The sequence below is a fragment of the Dehalococcoidia bacterium genome, from assembly GCA_003597995.1.
Classification (GTDB): Bacteria; Chloroflexota; Dehalococcoidia; order Dehalococcoidales; family UBA1222; genus SURF-27.
Genome location: QZJY01000015.1, coordinates 13,315 through 32,616, shown reverse-complemented (window position 1 = coordinate 32,616; position 19,302 = coordinate 13,315). Strand labels below are relative to the sequence as shown.

The window sequence follows — 19,302 nt, the reverse complement described above, 5'->3', positions numbered from 1 at the left end:
ATGAGTTCGAGACACCTTCGAGCTTATGACTTGTTTTTTTTGGAGGGAGGATTCACATTTGCTAAAACAAAACCGTTTAAATAACCACGCCAATCGCGGTAAAACACTTGAGGATCTGATCATATCATCCAACCAACTATACAGAGAGAAAAAAATCGCTTTGATCCATAAAGTGCCGACAGAATGGTTGCCCATAAGAGATCGTTCTGGCAAAATAATGTCCGCCAAAGTGGACAAAAAATCTGCGGTGGACTTCCTTGGGCACATTAATTCGCCGAAGGCAATAATTCCCCTATCCTTCGACGCGAAAGAGGTGGCAAGGGGAGACAGATGGCCCCTCCCGAAGCTCGAAGATCACCAGTACGAATACCTGAAAGACAGCGCCGAAACCGGCGCTTTTTCATTTCTCCTGATTGCGTATTGGGAATTGCAAAAATTCTTCGTGCTCCCTTTTCCTGAATTGGAGAAGCGATGGCAGGCGTGGAAAACAAAAACAGGCCCCGCTTCGGTTAAAGCCGGTGAAAACGGATTAATCGAAGTGAGGTTCATGCGGTATTTAGATTTTTTGCCGAGAGGTGATTAAATGCTTGGCCGTACTCATATTTTAGCGGGCTTAACCGCCGGACTGATTGTCTCAAGGTACACCGGCCAGGGCGGAGAGTTAATAACAATGGGCGTTGCGGCGGCAGCGGCTCTCCTGCCGGATATAGACTCGTCGAAATCGATGATAAGCAGGAACGTTCCGGTCGCGCCCTGGGTGCTTGAGAACACAATGGGGCATAGGGGGGCTATGCATTCAATTGCAGGGGCTCTGGCGGTTAGTTTGCTGATTTCTTTTCTACTGCGTCAATGGTATCCGGCTGCAATAATCCAAAGCATGATACCTGCTTTCATGGCAGGGTATCTATCTCACCTGGTTTTAGACACCCTGACCAACTCCGGCGTTCCCTGGCTCTGGCCCCTGCCGCTGAGGATAAGATTGCCTCTGGCGCAAACCGGAGGATTGCTGGAAAGAACGGTGGTGATGCCCGCGCTGGTTTTGGTGTTTCTGGTTCTGATTAGTTCTTTTTGGAGGGGGTTGTTTTGGTGAAAACCACAATCGACGACGAACTCAGAAAAAAGGTCTTAACCCTGTATGACAAGTATCACCCGAAAACCGTCATGGAAGCGGTAAGAATAGCGGCAGGCTGGAGCCCCGTGCTCGGAGATGGAGAAGCAGAAAGAGCAATCAAAGCAGTCAAAGCCTCAATCTGCGACCTGGAACAAGCGACCACGAAAACATCGTTTTTTTCAGCGGTGGAGCAGCTGAACAAAAGCGCCCACCGGATACAATGCCTGGCAAATTGCACACATATTTGTGAATCCGAGCCGTCGTAAAATCGCCGGCTCTCTTTTTTAGTAGCAACGGGGGAGTACAAAGAGGGATAAAGCGGAAGGGGGTGAAAACGTTGATTTGTCTGGAGAAAATAGACTATAAGAACTTTAATTTGATTGCAGCAAAAATGTTTTTAATCGCAATCCTGATAGCCGCGCTTTTTTATGGCGAAGAGCGGGCGGAAGGCGCCCCGCCGCCGGCTGTTATTGAAACTGCTGTTGATAAGAGCGACGCCGGGAAAGAAGAGACTCGATTGCCTCAAAAAATCCAACCCAATAATGGAGGCCAAAGCCAAAAAGGTTCATCTGCAACAAACGGAAACTTTGGAATTAAACCCGTATCTCCGGGAGAGTTCGTCGGGAAAGTTGAAAACATAATAAGCGGCGCGAACGTGGCTTTGGGAAGTATAATAGTCCAGCTAGCCATATTTGGTATGTTGGTTAGCCTTGCCGTGCTCGCAGTTGGTGGATTGTTCGGAATCGGTCTAGTAAAGCGCGTAGGATTCGGAGGGTTGTTAATGAGCGCATTTGGACTTTTGGTTTACTTTTTGATACCTGTAATTTTAGGATTGATTAAATCTTTCGCCGGTCAATTTGAAAATTAAAAAAGAAAGGAGTCAATGAAACATGTTTAACATTCAAAACATCTTTTGCCGCGCTTTTTGGTTTTACGTTTTGACCATGCCTTTCGCCGCCGCAGCGTATGCCGAGCCCGTGACACCGGTTGACGCGACAACGCTGGGAGACAAAATAGCTGAAATCGTCAAAACCATCGGCATGCCGCTCGGCGGCGCAATATTGTTTTTAGCTGTCTGTCTGATAGCAATAAAGATGATGCTCAGCGGCATAAATCCCGACCGTAAAGCAGACGCCATGAGCGGTTTGTTCTACGTCGGCTTGGGAGGGATAATCCTCGGGGCGGCCATGTTCGTCGCTGGAGCGATACTGGGCATCGGCCAAAAGCTGCAATAACTTCAGAAAGGACGGTGTGCAGTAATGCGGTTTTTCCCTGTCCCGCTTGATTTGAACGAGGAGGAAAAAACGTTCGGCGGTATATTCTCGGTCCGTCAAGTTGTCTATATGCTAATAGGCGTCATATTAACGGTGTTGGTCCTGCTTTTACCAAAAACCCTGCCGTTGCCGGTCAGGGTTTTTTTGAGCGCGCCGTTTGCCGTAGCCGGAGTATCGCTTGCTTTTGTAGAGCTTTACTCCGTAAAGCTCGATAGGTATGTAGTGCTGCTAATCAACTACTGCCGCCGCCGAAAACAGTTTGTCTTGCGGGGTGATGATTAAACTTGGTCGGAATAATATTTGTGATTCTAGCAATCCTGGTGGGCGCGTTAACGCCTTTTCTAAAAAAAGTAGCCGAGAACAAGGCCACCGGAGGTAGGACGGCAAACCCGACAAACGTTAAAATAAGGAAAAATAAAAAGTTAAATTTGAAAGAACTATGGGACATAGAAGACATAAAAAACGATGTAATTCTTTTAACCGGAAACCGGTACCGGGCAGTAATACGTGTCGGGTCGGTTGATTATCATCTCATGTCAGAGCCTGAGCAGCATTCGGTTGAATCCGCTCTAATGTCGCTATCGCTTGCGCTCGGTTTTCCAATACAAACTATTGTCACAACTGAAATGGTTGACGCAAAGCAGTCAATTTCTGAGATATATGAGAGCACAGGCGGCAATGCTCCGGCGGAGTTGAAAGAGTACGCCTTGCATATAGCAAGCAGCCTTGAAAATATAATGCAAGACAGGGCTGTTTATAGCAGGCGAAGCTACGTCGTTATAATGAACGACACGATAGAACCGTTTGAACGGACAAGGGCGGAGTTGATCAGGCGCGCCGGCGTTTTTATGGAATCGCTCAGCCGCGCCGGCGTGACGGCGGAAATGTTGAGAACGGAAGAAATAGTTGACTTGCTTCACAGAATATTAAACCGCGGTCGCACGGTTAAACCCTCGGAACTGGTCGCGGCAGGGGGGATGGAATTCTACCATGTTTAAGGCGTTTAAGAAACCTCAAAAAACAGAAATCGATATAGAAAAAAACGTGCCCAGGCTTCATGATTTGTTCAGCCCGGACGGACTGGAAGAGCGGTTCGATATGCTTGCGCTAGGCGCATCCAAATACTGCCGGGTTTATGTTTTGACAGTGTATCCCAGAGAAATTAGCGTCGCCTGGCTGGATAGAATATTTTCTCTCGGCAGTGTGGACCTTTCAGTGCATGTTGATCCGATCCCTGACCGGAAGATAGTGTACAAGCTAACAGAAAAGGTTGCTTCAGCTCAGGCGCAAAGGGTGGTCGACATGAAGGCCGGTAATATCCTGCGTTTGCCTTACCTGGAAAACGTCATCGGCGACCTGGAGTCCGTGCGTTCGGCGATCCAAACGAACAGGGAGCGCATGTTTTACGTCACCGTCGTTATTGCGCTGCACGCTTTTTCTGAAGAAGAACTCGAAAGAAAAAGCAACATATTAGATGATATATTGGCGAGGAACTCGGCGTACTTGCGCGTTCTGGTGATGCGCCAGGTCGATGGCTTGAAGAGCGCTCTGCCGGTGGGAAACCTCGTTATACAGGACTATAACCGCAACCTGACCACAGGAGGCGTGGCGGCCATGATGCCCGTATCAAACCCGGACCTTTCGCATCCGGGAGGGGTGTTTATAGGGTACAGCATGTTCACCGGAGCGCCGGTGTTCTATAACTCTTTCATCGGCCCTCCGCATTTGCCGAACCAGCATATGGCTTGCTTCGGGTTCTCCGGCAGCGGAAAGAGCACCGCGCTGAAAATTCTTGTTGCCAGGTCAACGCTGGTCGGCATTAAATCGGTCATAATCGACCCTGAAGGTGAGTACCGGAGCATGGTGGAAAAACTCGCGGGCGGAGAAGTGGTTAAAATTGCTCCGGGCCGGCCAACCGGGATAAACCCTCTGGATCTGGAGACGGAAGAAGAGAAGGACGGCCGCGAGGTTATAAATATAACTGACAAAGTATCCGAAATAAGGGCTTTGTTTTCGGCGGTGGTCCAGAACTCCGCCGGCCGAGGGCTGGACCCGCGCGAAGCGGCGATGCTGGAAGAGTCGTTGAGAGAAGAGTACGACTTCCGGGGAATAAAATCAAACCCCGACAGCCTCTACGAGCCCGGAGGGAAATCGGAAGACGGCAAGCACTACATTAGCCCGGTGCGAAAAAAAATGCCGACGCTGTCGGATTTGTATAAACGGTTGATCGCTAAACCGGGTTGCAGCGACCTTGCGGTGTTGCTGAAACCGTTTCTGGCTGGATCAAGCCTGGGGATGTTCGACTGCCAGACGAGCGTCAATCTGAACGCTCCGGTGGTGTGTTTTGACTTAAGCGACATCAGGGACGAATTTACCAGGTTCTACGCGACGTTCGTGGTGCTGGGATGGGCGTGGCAGAAATTCGCTCAGAAAGAGCGACACGTGAGAAAGCGGATAGTCGTTGACGAGGCATGGATGTTTATGAAGTATAACGAGTCGGCGGAATTTCTGGAAATAGTGGCGCGCAGGGGGAGGAAACATAACACCTCTCTCCTGGTGGCGTCCCAGCACATAGAAGAATTCCTGGGACGCGAGAAAGGGAGGGCGGTAATTTCCAACTGCGCGACGATAATGCTGCTGAGGCAATCGCCTACAGTAATAGACGATGTGGTCGAAGCGTTCCACCTTGCATCCGGCGCGAGGCGTTACCTGGAAGATTTCGTGCCTGGGGAATGCCTGCTGTCCCTGGCCGGGGCGACGACGGCGGTAAGGATATCGTTTACGCAGTACGAGCAGCCATTTGTTACGACGACGCCGGGGGAAAGCGCGGTTTAAGGAAAAAAGGAGGTGGTCGGGATTGTTTTCATGAGTAGAAAAAAAGTGATATTTTTAATACTTGTATTTTTGTTTGCGCTGAACGCTCCGTTGCCGGCTTTCGCAGCGTCGATAACAGGCGCCGTCAGGAACCCGGACGGGAGTGTTACCGTGACCTGGACCGACGGGGAGCAGGGTAAGACGCTTACGATCGAACGCTCGCTGAGACCGGGCGGCGGCCATGTTGATATCGCCGAAGTGCAGCAGGTGGACGGCTCGTACACAGACAGAACCGCCGACCCGGATGAAACGCTTTACTACCGACTGCATTACGGAGTCGGGAAGTTTACGCCGGATGTAGAAGTACAGCCTTATAAACCGCCAGACGTACCGCCGCCGGACGCGGGCGTGCCCGAGAAACCCAGAAGGCCGACGAAGGACGAAGGGGGAATGCTGGAAAGAGCCATAGCCGGCGTGGTAAACGGCTTCGTCGTGTTTTTTGAGTGGCTTGAGAATGGGGCTGACCTGAAATCTCTTGATAAACTTATCTTCAATATCGGGGTTTCGGAAGAAGACAAGGAAATGTCTCCGTTTACCCGCACCGAATGGGACAGGTTGAACGTTTGGTACAAAGGGATGTCCGCGGTGATGGGCGCCCTTTTGCTGATAGCAATTATTATGACGGCTTTTAAGCTTTTCGCCGCTGCCTTCAAACCAGCCGACCGGGCGGAAGCCGTAGAGAGTATGTGGAGGTGGGTATGGGCGCTGTTCATAATTGCCGCCGCGCCGATACTTTTCTACGTGGTGTTCAGCGTCAACATCGCGATGGTGGGCAGCATGTTGAGCGTTGCTGAAAATGTGCTGAATATAGGCGCAGGCGGTTTAAAAGAAGTAAGCCTGCAGGGCGGCGTCATGAAGGGCCTGATAACCGGGTCAGTCCTGGCGACGGCTATCGTAAAGCTGATATTATGTGGGATAATTTTTCACCTCAACATACTGTTTTTGATCCGCAAGTACGCTTTGATGGCTATCTACGTGTTCACGCCGATAATGGCCTGGATGTGGGCCATGAACAAGAACGTGAACGCGGCCGGGATATGGCTGGGGGAGTTATTGTCAAACGCTTTCATGCAGACCGCTTACGCGCTTGTTTTTTTATTGTTTTTAACATTTTGCGATGTTCAGAATTGGTTTCAACTTCTCGTTTGGCTTATGATATTGCTTCCTATAGCCGAGATGCTCAGGAACTCGGTGCAGGGACTGTTCACCCGCATGTCCGGCATTGACGAATCAGGCGCGGCGGGTAAGGTTATGGGCGCGTTGGGGCTCGGCGCGATGGTCGGGATGGGGAGGCTTGCCTCGACGGCAGCCCCAAGAAAACACCCGGTTCAGCCGCCCAGCGGAGGCCCATCCGGCGGTCTTTCGCTTGGAGGGCGCGAAGCGCCGCCGTCTCCACCTCCGATAAGTCCGCCCGGCGGATCGCCTGCCGGCGGCTCGTTCGGCGCGTTTGGCCCCGGTTCGACGACGGTATCGTCAGGGCCGGCCGGCAACGTCGGTGTTGCAAGAACGAGCGTTTCGGGCGCGTCAGGATTGGGCGAGCTTGGCTCCGGTTCGGCGACGCAAAATCTTTATGGAGCGCAGGGCGCCAGGCTCTCGCAAGTGGTGAGTACGTCGAGGGCGGTCGGCGCGGCGGGGGCGAAGGCGCTGGCGGCGCCGGCTGCGGTGATGTTCGCGGCGGTACCGGGAGGACAACATATGGTCAACCTTGCATCCGCGGTGGGCGGCGCCGCCGGGCGCGCCGTTGGCGCCGTGGGCGGCCTGGCGTATCAAACGGCCAAAGTAAGAAAGGAAGAAGGGGTTGGCGTAAAAGAAGCCTTTAAACAGGTAACCGGCGGAAAAGACGCGGCGCGCAGTATAGGCAGAGCAGCGACGGTAGTGGGGGCGGAAGTGGTTTCGCCGGGGTTGTCCCCAGCGATTGCGGAGAGGTGGTCGCAGCCGAAACAACAGCCGTCGCTGGACGGGTATAGGCACAGGTAGGAAATTAGGAAAAAGGGGTGTTGCAAATCTAAATAATCTCGGAGCAAAATCCACAAAAAAGAGAGTCAGCCGCCTCTGACTGAAGCCAGGGCTTATCTCTGTAGGGGGCAAGGGTAACAATTTGGGGATTCTACAATTGCCGGGTACGCGCGTACCCGGCTTTTTCTTTGTTAAAAAGGAGGTGAAAGAAATGAGACTAATATTGCTGCTTATGTTATGTGTGTCGCTGTTGGCGCTGCCGTTAGCCGCGCACGCGCATGACGCCGGAATACCGCCGGGCGAGTGGCCGGACCCAATTCCGCTGCCCATAATAGAGCCGAAGCCGGTTAACCCGCCGGGGTACGGCGTGCCCAGGATGCCGGAAGCGCCGAAGATGCCCATTGTTACATTTGCTCGCTAAAAAAGTATTTCAGTAGAGCAAAAAGAAAGGGCCGGGTCTTCCTGGCCCTTTCTTTTTTTGAGGTGATGATAATGAAACTTAAAGCAAGCGCCGTCGGCGTTGTCAAAGAAGGCGCTACGTTTGATGTGTTTAAGTTTGAGTCGAACGAAAGCCTGCCGCCGGGTTCGTATGTTACCACTCCTGTAAATAGTAACTCTTTTGTTTTGGGCCGGGTAATCAACGCTTTCAGGACGGCGTCCGGAAGCATGTATGAAGCAAGCGCATTGGAGCAGTTTTTTGAAGAAGGGAGAGCGATATCCCTGTCCGAGCCTAAAGAACCCGCCCGCCCGGGAGCGTCGGTCCACGTGGCAGGAGGGGAGGTTATAGCGCAGGCGGTGGGGTTTGGTGAAAACAGCCGGCGGGCTATTTATATCGGAGAGTCCGGAGCGTGTAGCGTCTTGCTGAGGCCCGAAATATTGATCCGACATGTGTTTATCGGTGGAACTACCGGCGTCGGAAAATCGTATACTGTGGGGATAATCCTGGAAGAGCTGTCGCGGTTGGGGATACCCGCGGTTGTGATAGACTCCCAGGACGAGTATACAAACCTGGCACAAGACTTAAGCGGCGTAGTTGTAAGACCGGGCCGGGACTATACGGTACAACTGTCTTCTCTTACAAATGAGGAAGCCGTGGCACTGGCGGCGTCTCTGCGCGGTACGTCGGGTTATGAACTCTTCAATTTTTCGTTTCTAGCGCTCAAAAGGGAGGTAGCCGAAGGCCGGAGGGCGGAGTTCAACTTGGCCGACCTCCTGAGAAAGATGGAGTCTGACGCCCCATCCCTCGGGCTGGACGGCTACCAGATGCGGATGGCGGCGTCGCGCGCGGAGTCTTCCATCCGCAGGCACGATTTCCTCGGTGTGATGGGAAAGAAGCTTGACTGGGCCGGACTCGTAAAAAAAGGCTTAACTGTGAATGTAGATTGCTCAAGGCTTGACCTGCTCCAGTTGCAACTGGTGACCGGCGCGACGCTGCGTGAGTTACAGAAACTGCGGTTGGACAAGAAAGTCCCGCCTTACGTTCTGGTATTAGATGAGGCACACCTTTTGGCGCCGGAAGAGGGGGAATCGCCTTGCAAGCAAGTCATCAGAGAAAACGTAAGGATTGGCCGGCACTATGGGATATGCGTCGTAATGGTGACCCAAAACCCGCTGGATATAGATAAAAAGACCATTTCTCAGTGTAACACAAGATTTATATTTGCGCTTGAGCCGGACCAGTTGTCGTCGCTGCAGGGAGTGAAAGCTGACATAACTGAAGATATGTTCAGAAGAATACCGAAGATGCCGAGGGGAACCTGCTTGCTCTCGGGGACTCATGAAACAGTTAAGCACGCCGTAACGGTAAAAGTGCGGTCGGACAGGAAAACGAGGCGCAGGGAAAGCGAGGGGTTTTTATGAAGAATCAAATTAAAAGCGCGGCTAAGAACGCGGCTAAAACGATAGGAAAAGCAGCCGGTAGAAAGCTTTTGCTTCTACTTGCTCCTTATTTGCCGGTCATAATAATGTTGCTTATTGCGGCAGCGCTGGTGACTACGCTCATCGCTGCTACATACGCCGCCATGACGCCGCAGAGGGCGCTGACCGGCGTGGAACCGTCGCCGGAAGACGCAGCCATACAGCAGAAGTATGAAAATCTTTGCAGTAAGTATAACGTGGAAGATACCTGGCTCGTCAATAGAGAAACCGTTGAAATCGGCCAAAACGGTAAATATGAAAGTTCCCCCCAAGATCCGTATTACCCCGGCCAAGGCGTAGGGAACCTGCATCAGATGGTGGACCGCTACGGAAACGATCAGAAACTGAAGCTAAAATGGGGCATGGTCCACGCCACGTCGCTGTATTGGGCTTATGTAAAAAATAAGCCTGGAATACCGGATACCATAAGAGAAAAAGTGGCCAAGGACATCCACCCGTACTTCTACTATAAAAAGTCATTAGTGGAGGTATGCGGCAAGGACGGATGCGAAATGTATGAAGTCTACCTTCTTATTGAGGCTTACACCATATTCGGACATTACCAGTATCACTACGAATGGGTGACGGAGACCCATGGTGAAGGCGAAAATACATACACAATAACATACGAACGACTGAAGGATATAAAGACGCTGTCCGAGTGGAAACGCCTGGAGCAATACCTGAAAGAGTTCTATGACTTAAAGCCGGACGACGACATGGCGCTGAACCGCATAATGGTTGTCGAAGCCGGGAATGGCTTCAACGAGCGTAAGGAATGGCTGGACTGGCTGCTGGCGCAGTATTCGCCGTCGGAATACGCCTCGGAAGCGATGATCCCGCCCGACCTGCTTCCCTATTTTAAGGAAGCGGAGCAGCGGTACGGCATACCCTGGTGGTTCCTGGCGGCGGTGGCTTTTAAGGAAAGCAGCTTCAACCCGCAGGCTGAGAACCCCAAGACCCACTGTTACGGGTTGATGCAGGTATCGCCCGAAAACTGGCAGTATTACGCCCCGCTTCTGGGTTTCGACGTAAACCTGGATAAAAACAACCCAAGGGCTCAGATAATGGTGGGGGCGTGCATGTTGAAGGGGTTGGGACTAAAAGACATAGACTGGGACGGTCCGGATTGGAAAGAGCGGACGCTGGGCGTGCTGGCTTTCTACGGGGGATTTCGCGGGGACGACGCGCTGAAAAGGTGCAGAAAAGAGTATGCTGAGCCCATATGGGAGTTGGCGGAACGGTTTAAGAGCCCGGCGGCCTGGCCGGTGCCGGGACACACCGCGATATCATCGTACTTCGGCTGGCGGAAAGACCCGATCACCGGGGAATTAAGGCATCACGACGGGATTGATATCACTGCGCCGGAAGGGACGCCTGTTGTGTCCATATCCGGCGGCGTGGTTGAACACGCCGGGTGGCAGGACCCGAACGACCACAGCCGGGGATACGGAATGTACATAAAAATCATGGACGGCAGCCACACTTATGTCTATGCTCATTTAAGCAGTATTGACGTGTCGGTCGGCTGGTCCGTGCAACCCGGGCAGCAGGTCGGAGGCGTGGGCATCACCGGGCGTTCGACCGGGGCGCACCTGCACTTCGGGGTGCTGGATCTGGAAAGGAACACCTGGATAGACCCGCTGATGGTGGCGAGGCCGTGACCGGTCTCACAAGTATCTTTTTTTGGATCGTAAAGGGGGTATGTAAATGCAAAGAATAATTACAGCCACTGGCACGGAGAGCCTGGATAAAAGCATAGCCAGGGAATTAAAAAAACAAGGGATGGAAGTAGTAGGCGAATGCTACTACCTGGAGGCTTCTCTGACCATGGCGCAGCAGCGTGGCGCGGACATTGTGGTGTTGTCGCGGCTCTTAAAGAGAGGGCAAGAATTTTTTGAAGTAGTGGAGCAGTTGAGGCTTCAAAACGTTAGAGTGATCCTTCTGCCGGGCCGGCGCAACGACCCGGAGGCGAGAAGCGTGGTCAGAGACGCTGCCCTGTTGGGCGTGTACGATGTTGTATATGACCCCGTGGAACCCCGGGAAATTGCCCGGCGCATAATGACGCCGGGAACACTGGCGGATGTGAGAAGCGATATGGATAACGACGGAAGCAGCCGCCAAAAGGCACGAGGGTTTAGCCTTCTAAGTATATTTAGAAAGGACAGGCCGGTAAAACAGGAAGGAAAAGCTTCTTCCATCGCGACGTTTAAATCCGTATGCCTTATCGGCCCGAACTCGCAAAAATGCGCGGACTTGATTGTTAAGAAAGGATGGGAGATAAAAAAGAAGCCTGACAGCGCGGATGCTGTTATAGTTGATATTGAGGAAATTGCCGCACTGAGAAATGGCAACGGTTCTTTTTTAATTGCAATGGGGAAAGTGGGAGAGGCGACGCCTGATATCTGGTCTGAAGCAATACGGCATAATGCGGTGTTAAAGACCAACGCGACAGGCGCTCTGGGAGTTCTTGAAAAGGTATTTAAAGTGGATGGGGTTGGCGGTAAAGGGAGCGTGGTTGCTTTCTACTCATCGACGAAAGGAGACCAGGGCAAAACCACGCTGGCGATAAACACAGCGTTCGCGTTGTCAGTGAACCATAAGACAGTAGTTATAGACATGGATAATATAAACAGCGGCTTAACCGCTCTTACCCGCGGCGGCATAACCCCGAAAAGCGATTTAGAAGTTGTGTTCATTGACGAGGTGGAGAGTCTTGAAAGTATCCACGAGTTCATTGCTAAAAAACGCAGCGAGTATGAATATGTTGTTCTCGATTTCGGATCGGCCCTGCTCTCTAAAAAAACAGAAGAAGCGCTGAGGATGGCGGATAAAGTAGTGCTGGTCGCAAAGCCAAGCTGGAGCACAGTGAACGTCGTGTCTATGTACCGGATGGGTAGAGCGTCGTTTCTTTCGGAAAAAGAGATGTCTTTGGTGGTAAACTGCGTGAGCGCGAGATCCGAAGTGAGCCCGCAGGATATTTCCAACATTATGAATTTAGATGTATGCGCGACAATACCGGACGACCCGGCGCTGATGGAGAAATCGAGGAAAGAGTCACAAAAAAGAAACATTTACGTGCCGCCTGTAAAATGGGGAAAAACCAGGTTCGCAAAATCAGTAAAATTATTGGTTGAAAACCTAAAAAAGGAGATGAAAGGTTAAATGGAGCTGAAATGTCTTGCTTTGCCGCTGGACGATGGTCAAGTAAAAAAAATGGAGAGGGCGGCGGGGTTGTCGTGTATGCCTTTTCCAGTAAGTTTAAAAGAGATTGAAAAGGGAATGGTTGCGGTAGTGTTGCGCAGCTCAGATAAGGTTCAAATAAATGAGGATAAAGCGCTTGAATCCGCGCTGCGAATGAATGTTCCCGTGGTTGTTCTGGTGGGAGATAAGGACCGGCGAGGAAAAGAGATGGAAGAAGAAGCGCAAAGCGCCGGGGTTCCTCCAGGATGTCTTTTGTATGTAAATAACGGAAAAGTGGTCGATGGAGCCGGGAATATAATAACCGACGCGGTTTCGCAGCGGGGAATAGGGATAAAAGCTGTTGTGGCGGCGGCAAGAAGCGCCGCCGAGAAAGAGCTTTATCCCGAGCCGGTCCTGTGGTCGCCGGGTGAACCAGGTGAAGATAATTCTATAGATTATTCTTTATGGGAAAAAGGGAGTAATTTAGAAGAAACGCGGTGTTTAGCGGCAGATAGCGCAGTTCAAAAGACGCAGCGTTTTGATGAGCCGCTTGGCGGTCTCGTTAAAGGCGCCGAGCACGTCGTCCTTGTAGTCAGGGCCAAGGGCGGCGTCGGAGCAAGCACTATCTGCGCGTCGCTGGCAGCTTCGATGAGTGATTACGGCGCGCTGCATCTAGAAGTTGGAAAAGAGCCCGGCGGGTATATCTATTATGGATCAAGCCCCGAGTCCGCTGCGAAACGCGATTATGTTTTCTGTGATTCTTTGGGGCAATTGGCCGAGTGCAAGGAGGAAGAGAAAAAGATAGTGATAATAGACACCGGGGAAGGAGCGCCAATAGGAGATGTGTTGTCCCGCGCCAGTTGCGTAATAATGGTCACCGACACGTCGGTTATGGCGTTTGAACGGGCGCGCTCATGGGTGGAATCCGGTTGGCCTCTGCACGTTCTCGTAGTTAACAGAATGCTGTATGGAGTTGGCCTGTCCCCCGAGGTTTACGCCGGGGAGTTGGGTGTGAAAAGAGTTATAGGCGTGATAGGAGGCTCCGAGGAGGAAGTTGCGCTCAACTCGGCCCAGCGGGAGAATAACCCTCCTGTGGGAATAAGCGTGGAGTACGACACATCCGTCAGCGAGCTATCAAACGCCGTATGTGAAATTTTAAAAATTTAGGGGGGATAGACGTATGGTCAAAAACTACAAGTTGTGGCTGGCCGTAACGGTCCTGCTGGCATCGGCTGCAGCCCTGGTAACCGTAGCGACCGTGCAAAGGTACACCGGCACGGTCAGAGTGGTGACGGCTAAAAAAGATATGGGCGCGGCGCAGGTCGTGACCGGGGAGTTCCTGCAGTATGAAGATGCTCTCAGGATGGGGCTATACGAAGATGTTGTTATAGAACCGCAGCAGGTAGCCGGGATGGTGGTAAAGGGCTTTGTTCCTGCGGGCACGGTGTTGAGGAATTCGATGTTCGAGCCGCCGCAGAACGCGATGATGTCAGGAAAACTCGCCGCCCTGGGCGAAACGTACAGGGCCGTCGCTCTGCCGAAGCAGCTTTCCACGACGGTCGCCGGCTCTTTGAACGAGGGCGATATTGTGGATATCTACACTAAAAAGAAAAACGAGAAAAAGAAAGATGAGCCGGCGGTTGTAAATATAGCCTCAGACGTTTTAGTAGCCAGAAACCGGTACGGCGAGAACGAAAGCGAAGGGCTTGTTCTGGCTTTTAAGTCGGATGAAATAGAAAAAGTTTTGCCGTATTTTTACGAGCCCGGCGATATTACTTTTGTTTTAAAACCGAAGCCGAAGGTTGGTGGTGACGAATGACGCCACGGATAATCATAGGCGGCAGCCGTGAATTTGTGGAAAGTAGCCGGCGCGCTGCTGGAGATAAAATAGCAGTGGCCGGCGAAGTGTTTACGACTGAAGGGTTGTACGCGCAAGTTGACGTTATTAAACCAGACGGCGTGCTGGTGCCTGTGGAATGGTCAAAGGCAGCGATTGACATAGCTTACCTGCGTCCGAACATAAAGGTGTTCACGGCGGGAAGCGTAGATATGGATACATACAACAGGTTATCGTCCAGCCAGGTAATGACCGTACCGGAGAATCCAGTAAAGTCATTGAAGACGATTTATTCCATTTTGTCAAAAATGTCTCCGACGCGGTTCGAGTTTGAAGACAAAAAAGAAGGTAACAACGAGATTAGTTTCAATGCTTCAGGGAAAGTAGAAGTTGTAAATACGTTCACAGCAGCGGTTTACTCAACAAAAGGCGGCGCGGGGAAGACTACTATTTCCACCAACTCCGCCGCAGCCGTCGGAATGTGGGCGAGCAAGATTGAGAAGGACAAAGGAAAGATATTCCGGACGGCACTAATCGACCTCAACACGGATTATGGGTCTGGAGATGTGGCAATGGGCTTCGCCGGCATGGACGAGATGAAGACGGTCGTCTCCTGGCAAGACCTGAGCTTATCATCGGGTTGGGAAGAAGTGCGGCAATGTATGAATTATCATGAGAAAGCGAATGTATATTATCTGGCGCCTCCCCTTTTGCCCGGTGAGAGATCTTTACTTACCGCTGAAGTCGCAGAAAGAATAATGCTCATAACAAAAAAGTATTTCCATTTTATGTTCATTGACCTCGGGGTGGCGCTGGAAAGAAGGGACGCGGCGATTGTCGCTCTGGATAAGGCGTCGTCAATACTGTTGGTTATAGACGTTGACTATGAAAGCGTCAAAAAATTAGCAAAGTTTATCAAATACGAAGCGAGGCAGATATTCGGAGACATGTCAAAGGTGTCTTTGGTAATAAATAGAAATCATAGTACATGGTTCACCGTAAAACATATATTGAACTTATTTGAAGAAGAAGCCGGCATGGTGCTGCCGCCGCGCGCCCAGTTGCCGGAAGACAAGGAAATAGAAAAACATAAAGGTAAGGGCGCCCCCTTGATGTGTTTAAAGCCGGACTCTCCTTTTTCGGTTGAGATAATAAAGTTATGCAGTTCGCTGGTAGGAACGGAGATGCGCCGAGAACACAAGAAAAGGTTGAGTCTGAAAAACGTATTTTCTTTTAAAAACAAAAGAAAGGTAGACTGAAAATGTCGCTTTACGAAACAAGGTTTGGTGCAGCCACACGGACGAACCCACTCCTGTCAGAAAAAGTGTTGGACGAAGTGCGCGCTGAATTTTTTGTGCGCGCATGGAGGGAGCGCCCAGACATATTTAAGGACGGCGAACAGAGCGCGGCGAAGGGGCTGTTCAGAGAGATAATAAAAAATCGCGCCGCCCCCAACCATGTGAACGAAGCTTTGGAGTTGCTGATCAGGGATATGTATGGATACGGACCGATCAACGAACTAATGTCCAACCCGGATGTAACCGACATATGGATTCACCGCTATGACCTGATAACCTACGAAGAAAACGGGGAAGTAAAGGAATGGCAAAAAAATTTCCTGTCGGAGGAGCATCTCCGCCGGACGGCCGAGAGAATGGCTGCGTCGGTCGGCAGGAAAGTAGACGAATTCCAGCCTATCGAAGACTGCCGGTTGCCAGACGGGTCGCGCGTCGTTATCACTATCCCGCAGCCTTCAGTGCGCGGGACCAGCGTGACGATACGCAAGTTTTCCAGGTTGTTTACATTGGAAGAGCTTGCCGAGAGGAAGCTCTTCCCGGAAAATTTGGTCAAGATGTTCAAGCTTTTTGTGAAAGCTAGGCTCAATATATATGCTGCTGGAGGGATGGGCTCCGGCAAGAACACATTTTTGAACGCATTGATGCTGTGCGTCGGTCCGAAAGAAAACCTGGTCTTTGTGGAAGACCCGGCGGAATCAAAGGTGGGTCAGCCGGACCCCTCTCGACCCTGGCTGCCGACGCCGGTCGTAAAAGTATTCGAGCCGCGCCGCGCCAACGCGGAGGGGGTCGGAGAGGTGCCGATAGATCTGATATTTGAAAAGGCGTTGCGGATGAAACCGACGCGCGTGCTTGTTTCGGAAAGCCGATGCCCAAAGACGACCTACTACACGCTTCAGGCGATGAACATAGGTCATCCCGGCTCGATGAGCACTGTGCATGCAGAAAGCCCGGAGGAAGTGCCGCAGCGGCTGTCCGATATGCTTGCGGCGTATCCGGACGGCTCTTACAAAGATTTGACAGCGCGCGCCGGAAAAGTGGCGGCGGTGGAATTGATCGTTTATCTTTCACAGCTTGGTGGTCATAGAAGGATAACCGACGTAGTGGAGGTGCGGCGCGCGGAAGAATCTTTGCCGGCGATTGTGCCTTTGTTTGAATGTGACCTGAAAGGTTTTGCGCCGGGTGAAGAGCCGATAGGCGAACTGAAAGCGTTGGGTAAAACGCCGGGCTTTTTACTTCACCGCAAGCTGAAGTATTTCCTGACGGACAGAGAGAGGGAAGAACTCGGTTTATTTTTCAAGGGGGTGGTCTAATGTTATTGGTTGTCGGAATGCTCACGTTTTTTACAGTGTTATCAGCCGCGTATTTCGTTGCCGGTTATGCATCGCGCAACCCGCTCGTTGAGCGGGAGCCCGGAGCCAGGTTGTCGAAAGCGAAAAGAAGCGTTATGGAAGATTTGTATCGTATATGGGGCGTGTCGCGCGACACAGCGATGTCCCCCGATGCGGCGTTCACGGCGGCGGTAATCGGCGCTGTGGTGAGCGCGATGGCCGGGTGCCTGCTGGGCGGCGTACCCATAGGTGTAGCCTTGGGGATGCTGGGGTTCATGTTTGCGCCGCGCCCGGCGTCTACATTTGTGACAAAGGCAAAAGTAAAAGCAATTAAAACCAACATGGAGTTTGTGGTGGACATACTCCTCGGCTGTCTTGAGTCCGGCATGGGTATAAAAGAAGCGGTGAGAGAGACGGCCCGCGTAGCTCCCAGAGAAGTGCAGGATGAACTGTCCCGCGTTTATATGGCGGTTGAGTATGCGAATGTTCCCCCGTCTGAAGCCTTTGCCGGCATGGCGAGGCGCGTGCCATGCGTTGAGACCGAAGAATTGAGGGACGCTGTGGAGCTGTATATGAAAGTAGGCGGAAGAGAATCATTAGAACTAATCAGGTCGGTAATAAGAAATATAAAAGAAGGAACGAATGCGAGGTACCAGGTTGACCAGGAGACAAAGGGTGTGAAAATGTCCGGATTGATAGTTGGAGCGATGCCTCTGGCATATATTGTGGCCATGTTCTTCGTTGCGCCCGACTTGATTAAGGTTCTGTTCAACCATCCGCTGGGTAAAAACGTGCTCGGCGGGTGCGTCGTGTTATATATTTTTGGTGCGTGGTTAATGTGGACGATTATCAAAGGGGTTGAGGAATTTTGATTATCTTAATGGGAGCGCTGGCGTTTTTTACTGTGGTTGCAGCCATGTGCGCGCTGCGCGCTGCCGCGACCACAAACCCTCTGTTGGTTGAGCGTAAATTTCAGCCCGGCGACCCAGCCGCCGTTTTACGGAATCTGCTGGGAAGACATTCTTTTCTTGTGAAACTGTTCGGACCCGCTGACGCAAAAGAATTGATCGAGTTGGCCGGGCGGCCGAAAGGGCTGACGCCCGAGACATACGACGCGGTAAGATTTGCGGCGCTTGGCGTTTCGATAATAATGGTATTTGCCTCTTTCTTGGGCGAATACTGGGCTCTGGCTTTCATATTGACGCCAAAACTGCCGGACTGGTGGCTCAACTTTCAGGTTGCTGAGCGCCGCCGGAAAATGAAGAGAGAGTTCCTGACGGTCGCCTCCCGGCTTTCCGCGGCGCAGGCCGGAGGCCTCTCGCTGGAAAAATCGCTGGAGTGGACGGCGTCTGGGATGAACAAAAAATACGCGCTTCGCGACGAACTTAACGTTTGCATCGCGAAAGCCAGGATCGGCCTGCCGTTTGAACAAATATTCGACGGATTGGCTGAGAGAACGGGCGTCCCGGACGTCCGGCGATTGGCGATCGCCGTGTTGCAGGCCCGGAAATATGGGGTCTCAATAGTAGAATCCCTGCAAACGGCCGTCAGCGATGCAAGAATACGGAGAAGGGCCGAGATAATCGGCCAGGCGAAGGCGGCGGAGCAGAAGATGCAGTTGGCGTTGTTCATAATGGCTACCCCGTCTATTATATTAACTCTGGCGCCGATGATAATCACCCAGATGCAGACGGGAGGGGGGTTGCTATGAGGCGATTTTTAGAAGACGAACGCGGCATGGCGGTGCAGTGGATAGTTTTGGTTATAGTGGCGGCAATAATGGTAGGAGTGTTTTTTAAAAGGATAAAACCCGGGACGAACAATTTTTCCAGGGAACTGGGGGAGTCGTTCAACCGGATAGTTAAATGAAAGTGGGGCGCGGTTATGTTCAGGAACTTTATCAAAGACGAGCGCGGTATGGCCGTGCTCTTTTTATATTTCATGATTATATTTCTGGTGCTCGGCGTCGTCACGTTTGATTTTTCGCGCGCTCACGCTGTCAGGGCGAGGCTGCGGACGGCTGTAGACGCGGCGGCTCTAGCCGGGGTTATGACCGCTCGGGCTCAGTGCGAGTATGATTACGTCCCAATCGACGAGGACGGGGACGGCGTGCCGGATAGGATCGAGCAGAAGCTTAAGGCCGTCCATATGAGTGTGTATGACAAAAACAGAGCCGATAAAGACGCAGGAGAAACATACGGCAAGAACATGCCGAAAAGCAACAAATGGGGCGTCCGGACGGAACCGGGCTCCATAAAAAGCGACGTAATCCCGGACACCTATTATAAAGAAAAAAAGGGGGTGCATTGTTACGGCGATTCTTACGCCTACGAAGCGGTCGCGAGGGTTAAAGCGTTTCTGATGAGCGGCGCCCTGGCCGGGTGGCTTGTTGGCGTTGACGAAAAAGAGCGCGAGATACCGGTAAAGGCAAAGGGCACGGCGCAGGTCGTGCCGACTTTGTGAATTTCCTCCGGGACGAGCCGCATGGGTTTTCAGGGATAGTTTTTTATAAAAAAGGGGGTGA

General features: G+C 51.9%; 20 protein-coding genes. All 20 read left to right on the top strand.

Annotated elements, in window-relative coordinates; genetic code table 11:
• Positions 1-25: 25 nt before the first annotated feature.
• Complete coding sequence (locus C4542_02195) at positions 26-583, top strand: recombinase (GenBank protein ID RJO62793.1); 558 nt, start codon at positions 26-28, stop codon at positions 581-583.
• Positions 584-1,090 carry a metal-dependent hydrolase gene (locus tag C4542_02190; GenBank protein ID RJO62792.1) on the top strand — a complete coding sequence of 169 codons (507 nt, stop codon included), beginning with the start codon at positions 584-586 and terminating at the stop codon, positions 1,088-1,090.
• The gene (locus C4542_02185; GenBank protein ID RJO62791.1) at positions 1,084-1,377 is read left to right on the top strand and encodes a hypothetical protein; all 294 of its coding nucleotides are present in this window, start codon (positions 1,084-1,086) and stop codon (positions 1,375-1,377) included. Before C4542_02190 ends, C4542_02185 begins: the two co-directional genes overlap by 7 nt.
• 71 nt (positions 1,378-1,448) lie before the next feature.
• Positions 1,449-1,979 carry a hypothetical protein gene (locus C4542_02180; protein RJO62790.1) on the top strand — a complete coding sequence of 177 codons (531 nt, stop codon included), beginning with the start codon at positions 1,449-1,451 and terminating at the stop codon, positions 1,977-1,979.
• Between the two features lie 22 nt (positions 1,980-2,001).
• Positions 2,002-2,346 carry a hypothetical protein gene (locus tag C4542_02175; protein RJO62789.1) on the top strand — a complete coding sequence of 115 codons (345 nt, stop codon included), beginning with the start codon at positions 2,002-2,004 and terminating at the stop codon, positions 2,344-2,346.
• Between the two features lie 24 nt (positions 2,347-2,370).
• Entirely contained in the window at positions 2,371-2,667 is a 297-nt protein-coding gene (locus tag C4542_02170) for a hypothetical protein (protein ID RJO62788.1), read from the top strand.
• 2 nt (positions 2,668-2,669) lie between these two features.
• On the top strand, positions 2,670-3,383 hold the full coding sequence (locus C4542_02165) for a hypothetical protein (protein RJO62787.1): 714 nt from the start codon (positions 2,670-2,672) through the stop codon (positions 3,381-3,383).
• On the top strand, positions 3,376-5,220 hold the full coding sequence (locus C4542_02160) for a DUF87 domain-containing protein (protein ID RJO62786.1): 1,845 nt from the start codon (positions 3,376-3,378) through the stop codon (positions 5,218-5,220). The genes C4542_02165 and C4542_02160 overlap by 8 nt, the downstream gene beginning before the upstream one ends.
• Positions 5,221-5,250: 30 nt before the next feature.
• The gene (locus C4542_02155) at positions 5,251-7,236 is read left to right on the top strand and encodes a hypothetical protein (GenBank protein RJO62785.1); all 1,986 of its coding nucleotides are present in this window, start codon (positions 5,251-5,253) and stop codon (positions 7,234-7,236) included.
• 136 nt (positions 7,237-7,372) lie between these two features.
• Entirely contained in the window at positions 7,373-7,636 is a 264-nt protein-coding gene (locus tag C4542_02150; protein RJO62784.1) for a hypothetical protein, read from the top strand.
• Positions 7,637-7,701: 65 nt separating this feature from the next.
• Positions 7,702-9,075, top strand: coding sequence for an ATP-binding protein (locus tag C4542_02145; GenBank protein RJO62783.1), 1,374 nt, complete (start codon positions 7,702-7,704; stop codon positions 9,073-9,075).
• A complete protein-coding gene (locus tag C4542_02140) occupies positions 9,072-10,796 on the top strand; it encodes a peptidase M23 (GenBank protein ID RJO62782.1) in 1,725 nt (574 codons plus the stop codon). The genes C4542_02145 and C4542_02140 overlap by 4 nt, the downstream gene beginning before the upstream one ends.
• A gap of 46 nt (positions 10,797-10,842) precedes the next feature.
• Positions 10,843-12,297, top strand: a complete 1,455-nt coding sequence (locus C4542_02135) for a hypothetical protein (GenBank protein ID RJO62781.1) — start codon at positions 10,843-10,845, stop codon at positions 12,295-12,297.
• Positions 12,298-13,482: a hypothetical protein gene (locus C4542_02130; GenBank protein RJO62780.1), complete on the top strand. Its 1,185-nt coding sequence runs from the start codon at positions 12,298-12,300 to the stop codon at positions 13,480-13,482.
• 13 nt (positions 13,483-13,495) lie between these two features.
• A complete protein-coding gene (locus C4542_02125) occupies positions 13,496-14,134 on the top strand; it encodes a hypothetical protein (GenBank protein ID RJO62779.1) in 639 nt (212 codons plus the stop codon).
• Entirely contained in the window at positions 14,131-15,411 is a 1,281-nt protein-coding gene (locus C4542_02120) for a hypothetical protein (GenBank protein ID RJO62778.1), read from the top strand. The genes C4542_02125 and C4542_02120 overlap by 4 nt, the downstream gene beginning before the upstream one ends.
• 2 nt (positions 15,412-15,413) lie before the next feature.
• On the top strand, positions 15,414-16,760 hold the full coding sequence (locus C4542_02115; GenBank protein RJO62777.1) for a CpaF family protein: 1,347 nt from the start codon (positions 15,414-15,416) through the stop codon (positions 16,758-16,760).
• Positions 16,760-17,650, top strand: coding sequence for a hypothetical protein (locus C4542_02110; GenBank protein ID RJO62776.1), 891 nt, complete (start codon positions 16,760-16,762; stop codon positions 17,648-17,650). The genes C4542_02115 and C4542_02110 overlap by 1 nt, the downstream gene beginning before the upstream one ends.
• On the top strand, positions 17,647-18,489 hold the full coding sequence (locus tag C4542_02105) for a hypothetical protein (GenBank protein ID RJO62775.1): 843 nt from the start codon (positions 17,647-17,649) through the stop codon (positions 18,487-18,489). Before C4542_02110 ends, C4542_02105 begins: the two co-directional genes overlap by 4 nt.
• 173 nt (positions 18,490-18,662) lie before the next feature.
• Entirely contained in the window at positions 18,663-19,241 is a 579-nt protein-coding gene (locus tag C4542_02100) for a hypothetical protein (protein RJO62774.1), read from the top strand.
• Positions 19,242-19,302 lie beyond the last annotated feature (61 nt).

Bases quoted from the DNA above. Each gene is read 5' to 3' on its own strand.
- C4542_02195 (RJO62793.1), top strand. From the start codon at position 26: ATGACTTGTTTTTTTTGGAGGGAGGATTCACATTTGCTAAAACAAAAC.
- C4542_02190 (RJO62792.1), top strand. From the start codon at position 584: ATGCTTGGCCGTACTCATATTTTAGCGGGCTTAACCGCCGGACTGATT.
- C4542_02175 (RJO62789.1), top strand. From the start codon at position 2,002: ATGTTTAACATTCAAAACATCTTTTGCCGCGCTTTTTGGTTTTACGTT.
- C4542_02170 (RJO62788.1), top strand. From the start codon at position 2,371: ATGCGGTTTTTCCCTGTCCCGCTTGATTTGAACGAGGAGGAAAAAACG.
- C4542_02160 (RJO62786.1), top strand. From the start codon at position 3,376: ATGTTTAAGGCGTTTAAGAAACCTCAAAAAACAGAAATCGATATAGAA.
- C4542_02155 (RJO62785.1), top strand. From the start codon at position 5,251: ATGAGTAGAAAAAAAGTGATATTTTTAATACTTGTATTTTTGTTTGCG.
- C4542_02145 (RJO62783.1), top strand. From the start codon at position 7,702: ATGATAATGAAACTTAAAGCAAGCGCCGTCGGCGTTGTCAAAGAAGGC.
- C4542_02140 (RJO62782.1), top strand. From the start codon at position 9,072: ATGAAGAATCAAATTAAAAGCGCGGCTAAGAACGCGGCTAAAACGATA.
- C4542_02135 (RJO62781.1), top strand. From the start codon at position 10,843: ATGCAAAGAATAATTACAGCCACTGGCACGGAGAGCCTGGATAAAAGC.
- C4542_02130 (RJO62780.1), top strand. From the start codon at position 12,298: ATGGAGCTGAAATGTCTTGCTTTGCCGCTGGACGATGGTCAAGTAAAA.
- C4542_02125 (RJO62779.1), top strand. From the start codon at position 13,496: ATGGTCAAAAACTACAAGTTGTGGCTGGCCGTAACGGTCCTGCTGGCA.
- C4542_02120 (RJO62778.1), top strand. From the start codon at position 14,131: ATGACGCCACGGATAATCATAGGCGGCAGCCGTGAATTTGTGGAAAGT.
- C4542_02115 (RJO62777.1), top strand. From the start codon at position 15,414: ATGTCGCTTTACGAAACAAGGTTTGGTGCAGCCACACGGACGAACCCA.
- C4542_02110 (RJO62776.1), top strand. From the start codon at position 16,760: ATGTTATTGGTTGTCGGAATGCTCACGTTTTTTACAGTGTTATCAGCC.
- C4542_02100 (RJO62774.1), top strand. From the start codon at position 18,663: ATGTTCAGGAACTTTATCAAAGACGAGCGCGGTATGGCCGTGCTCTTT.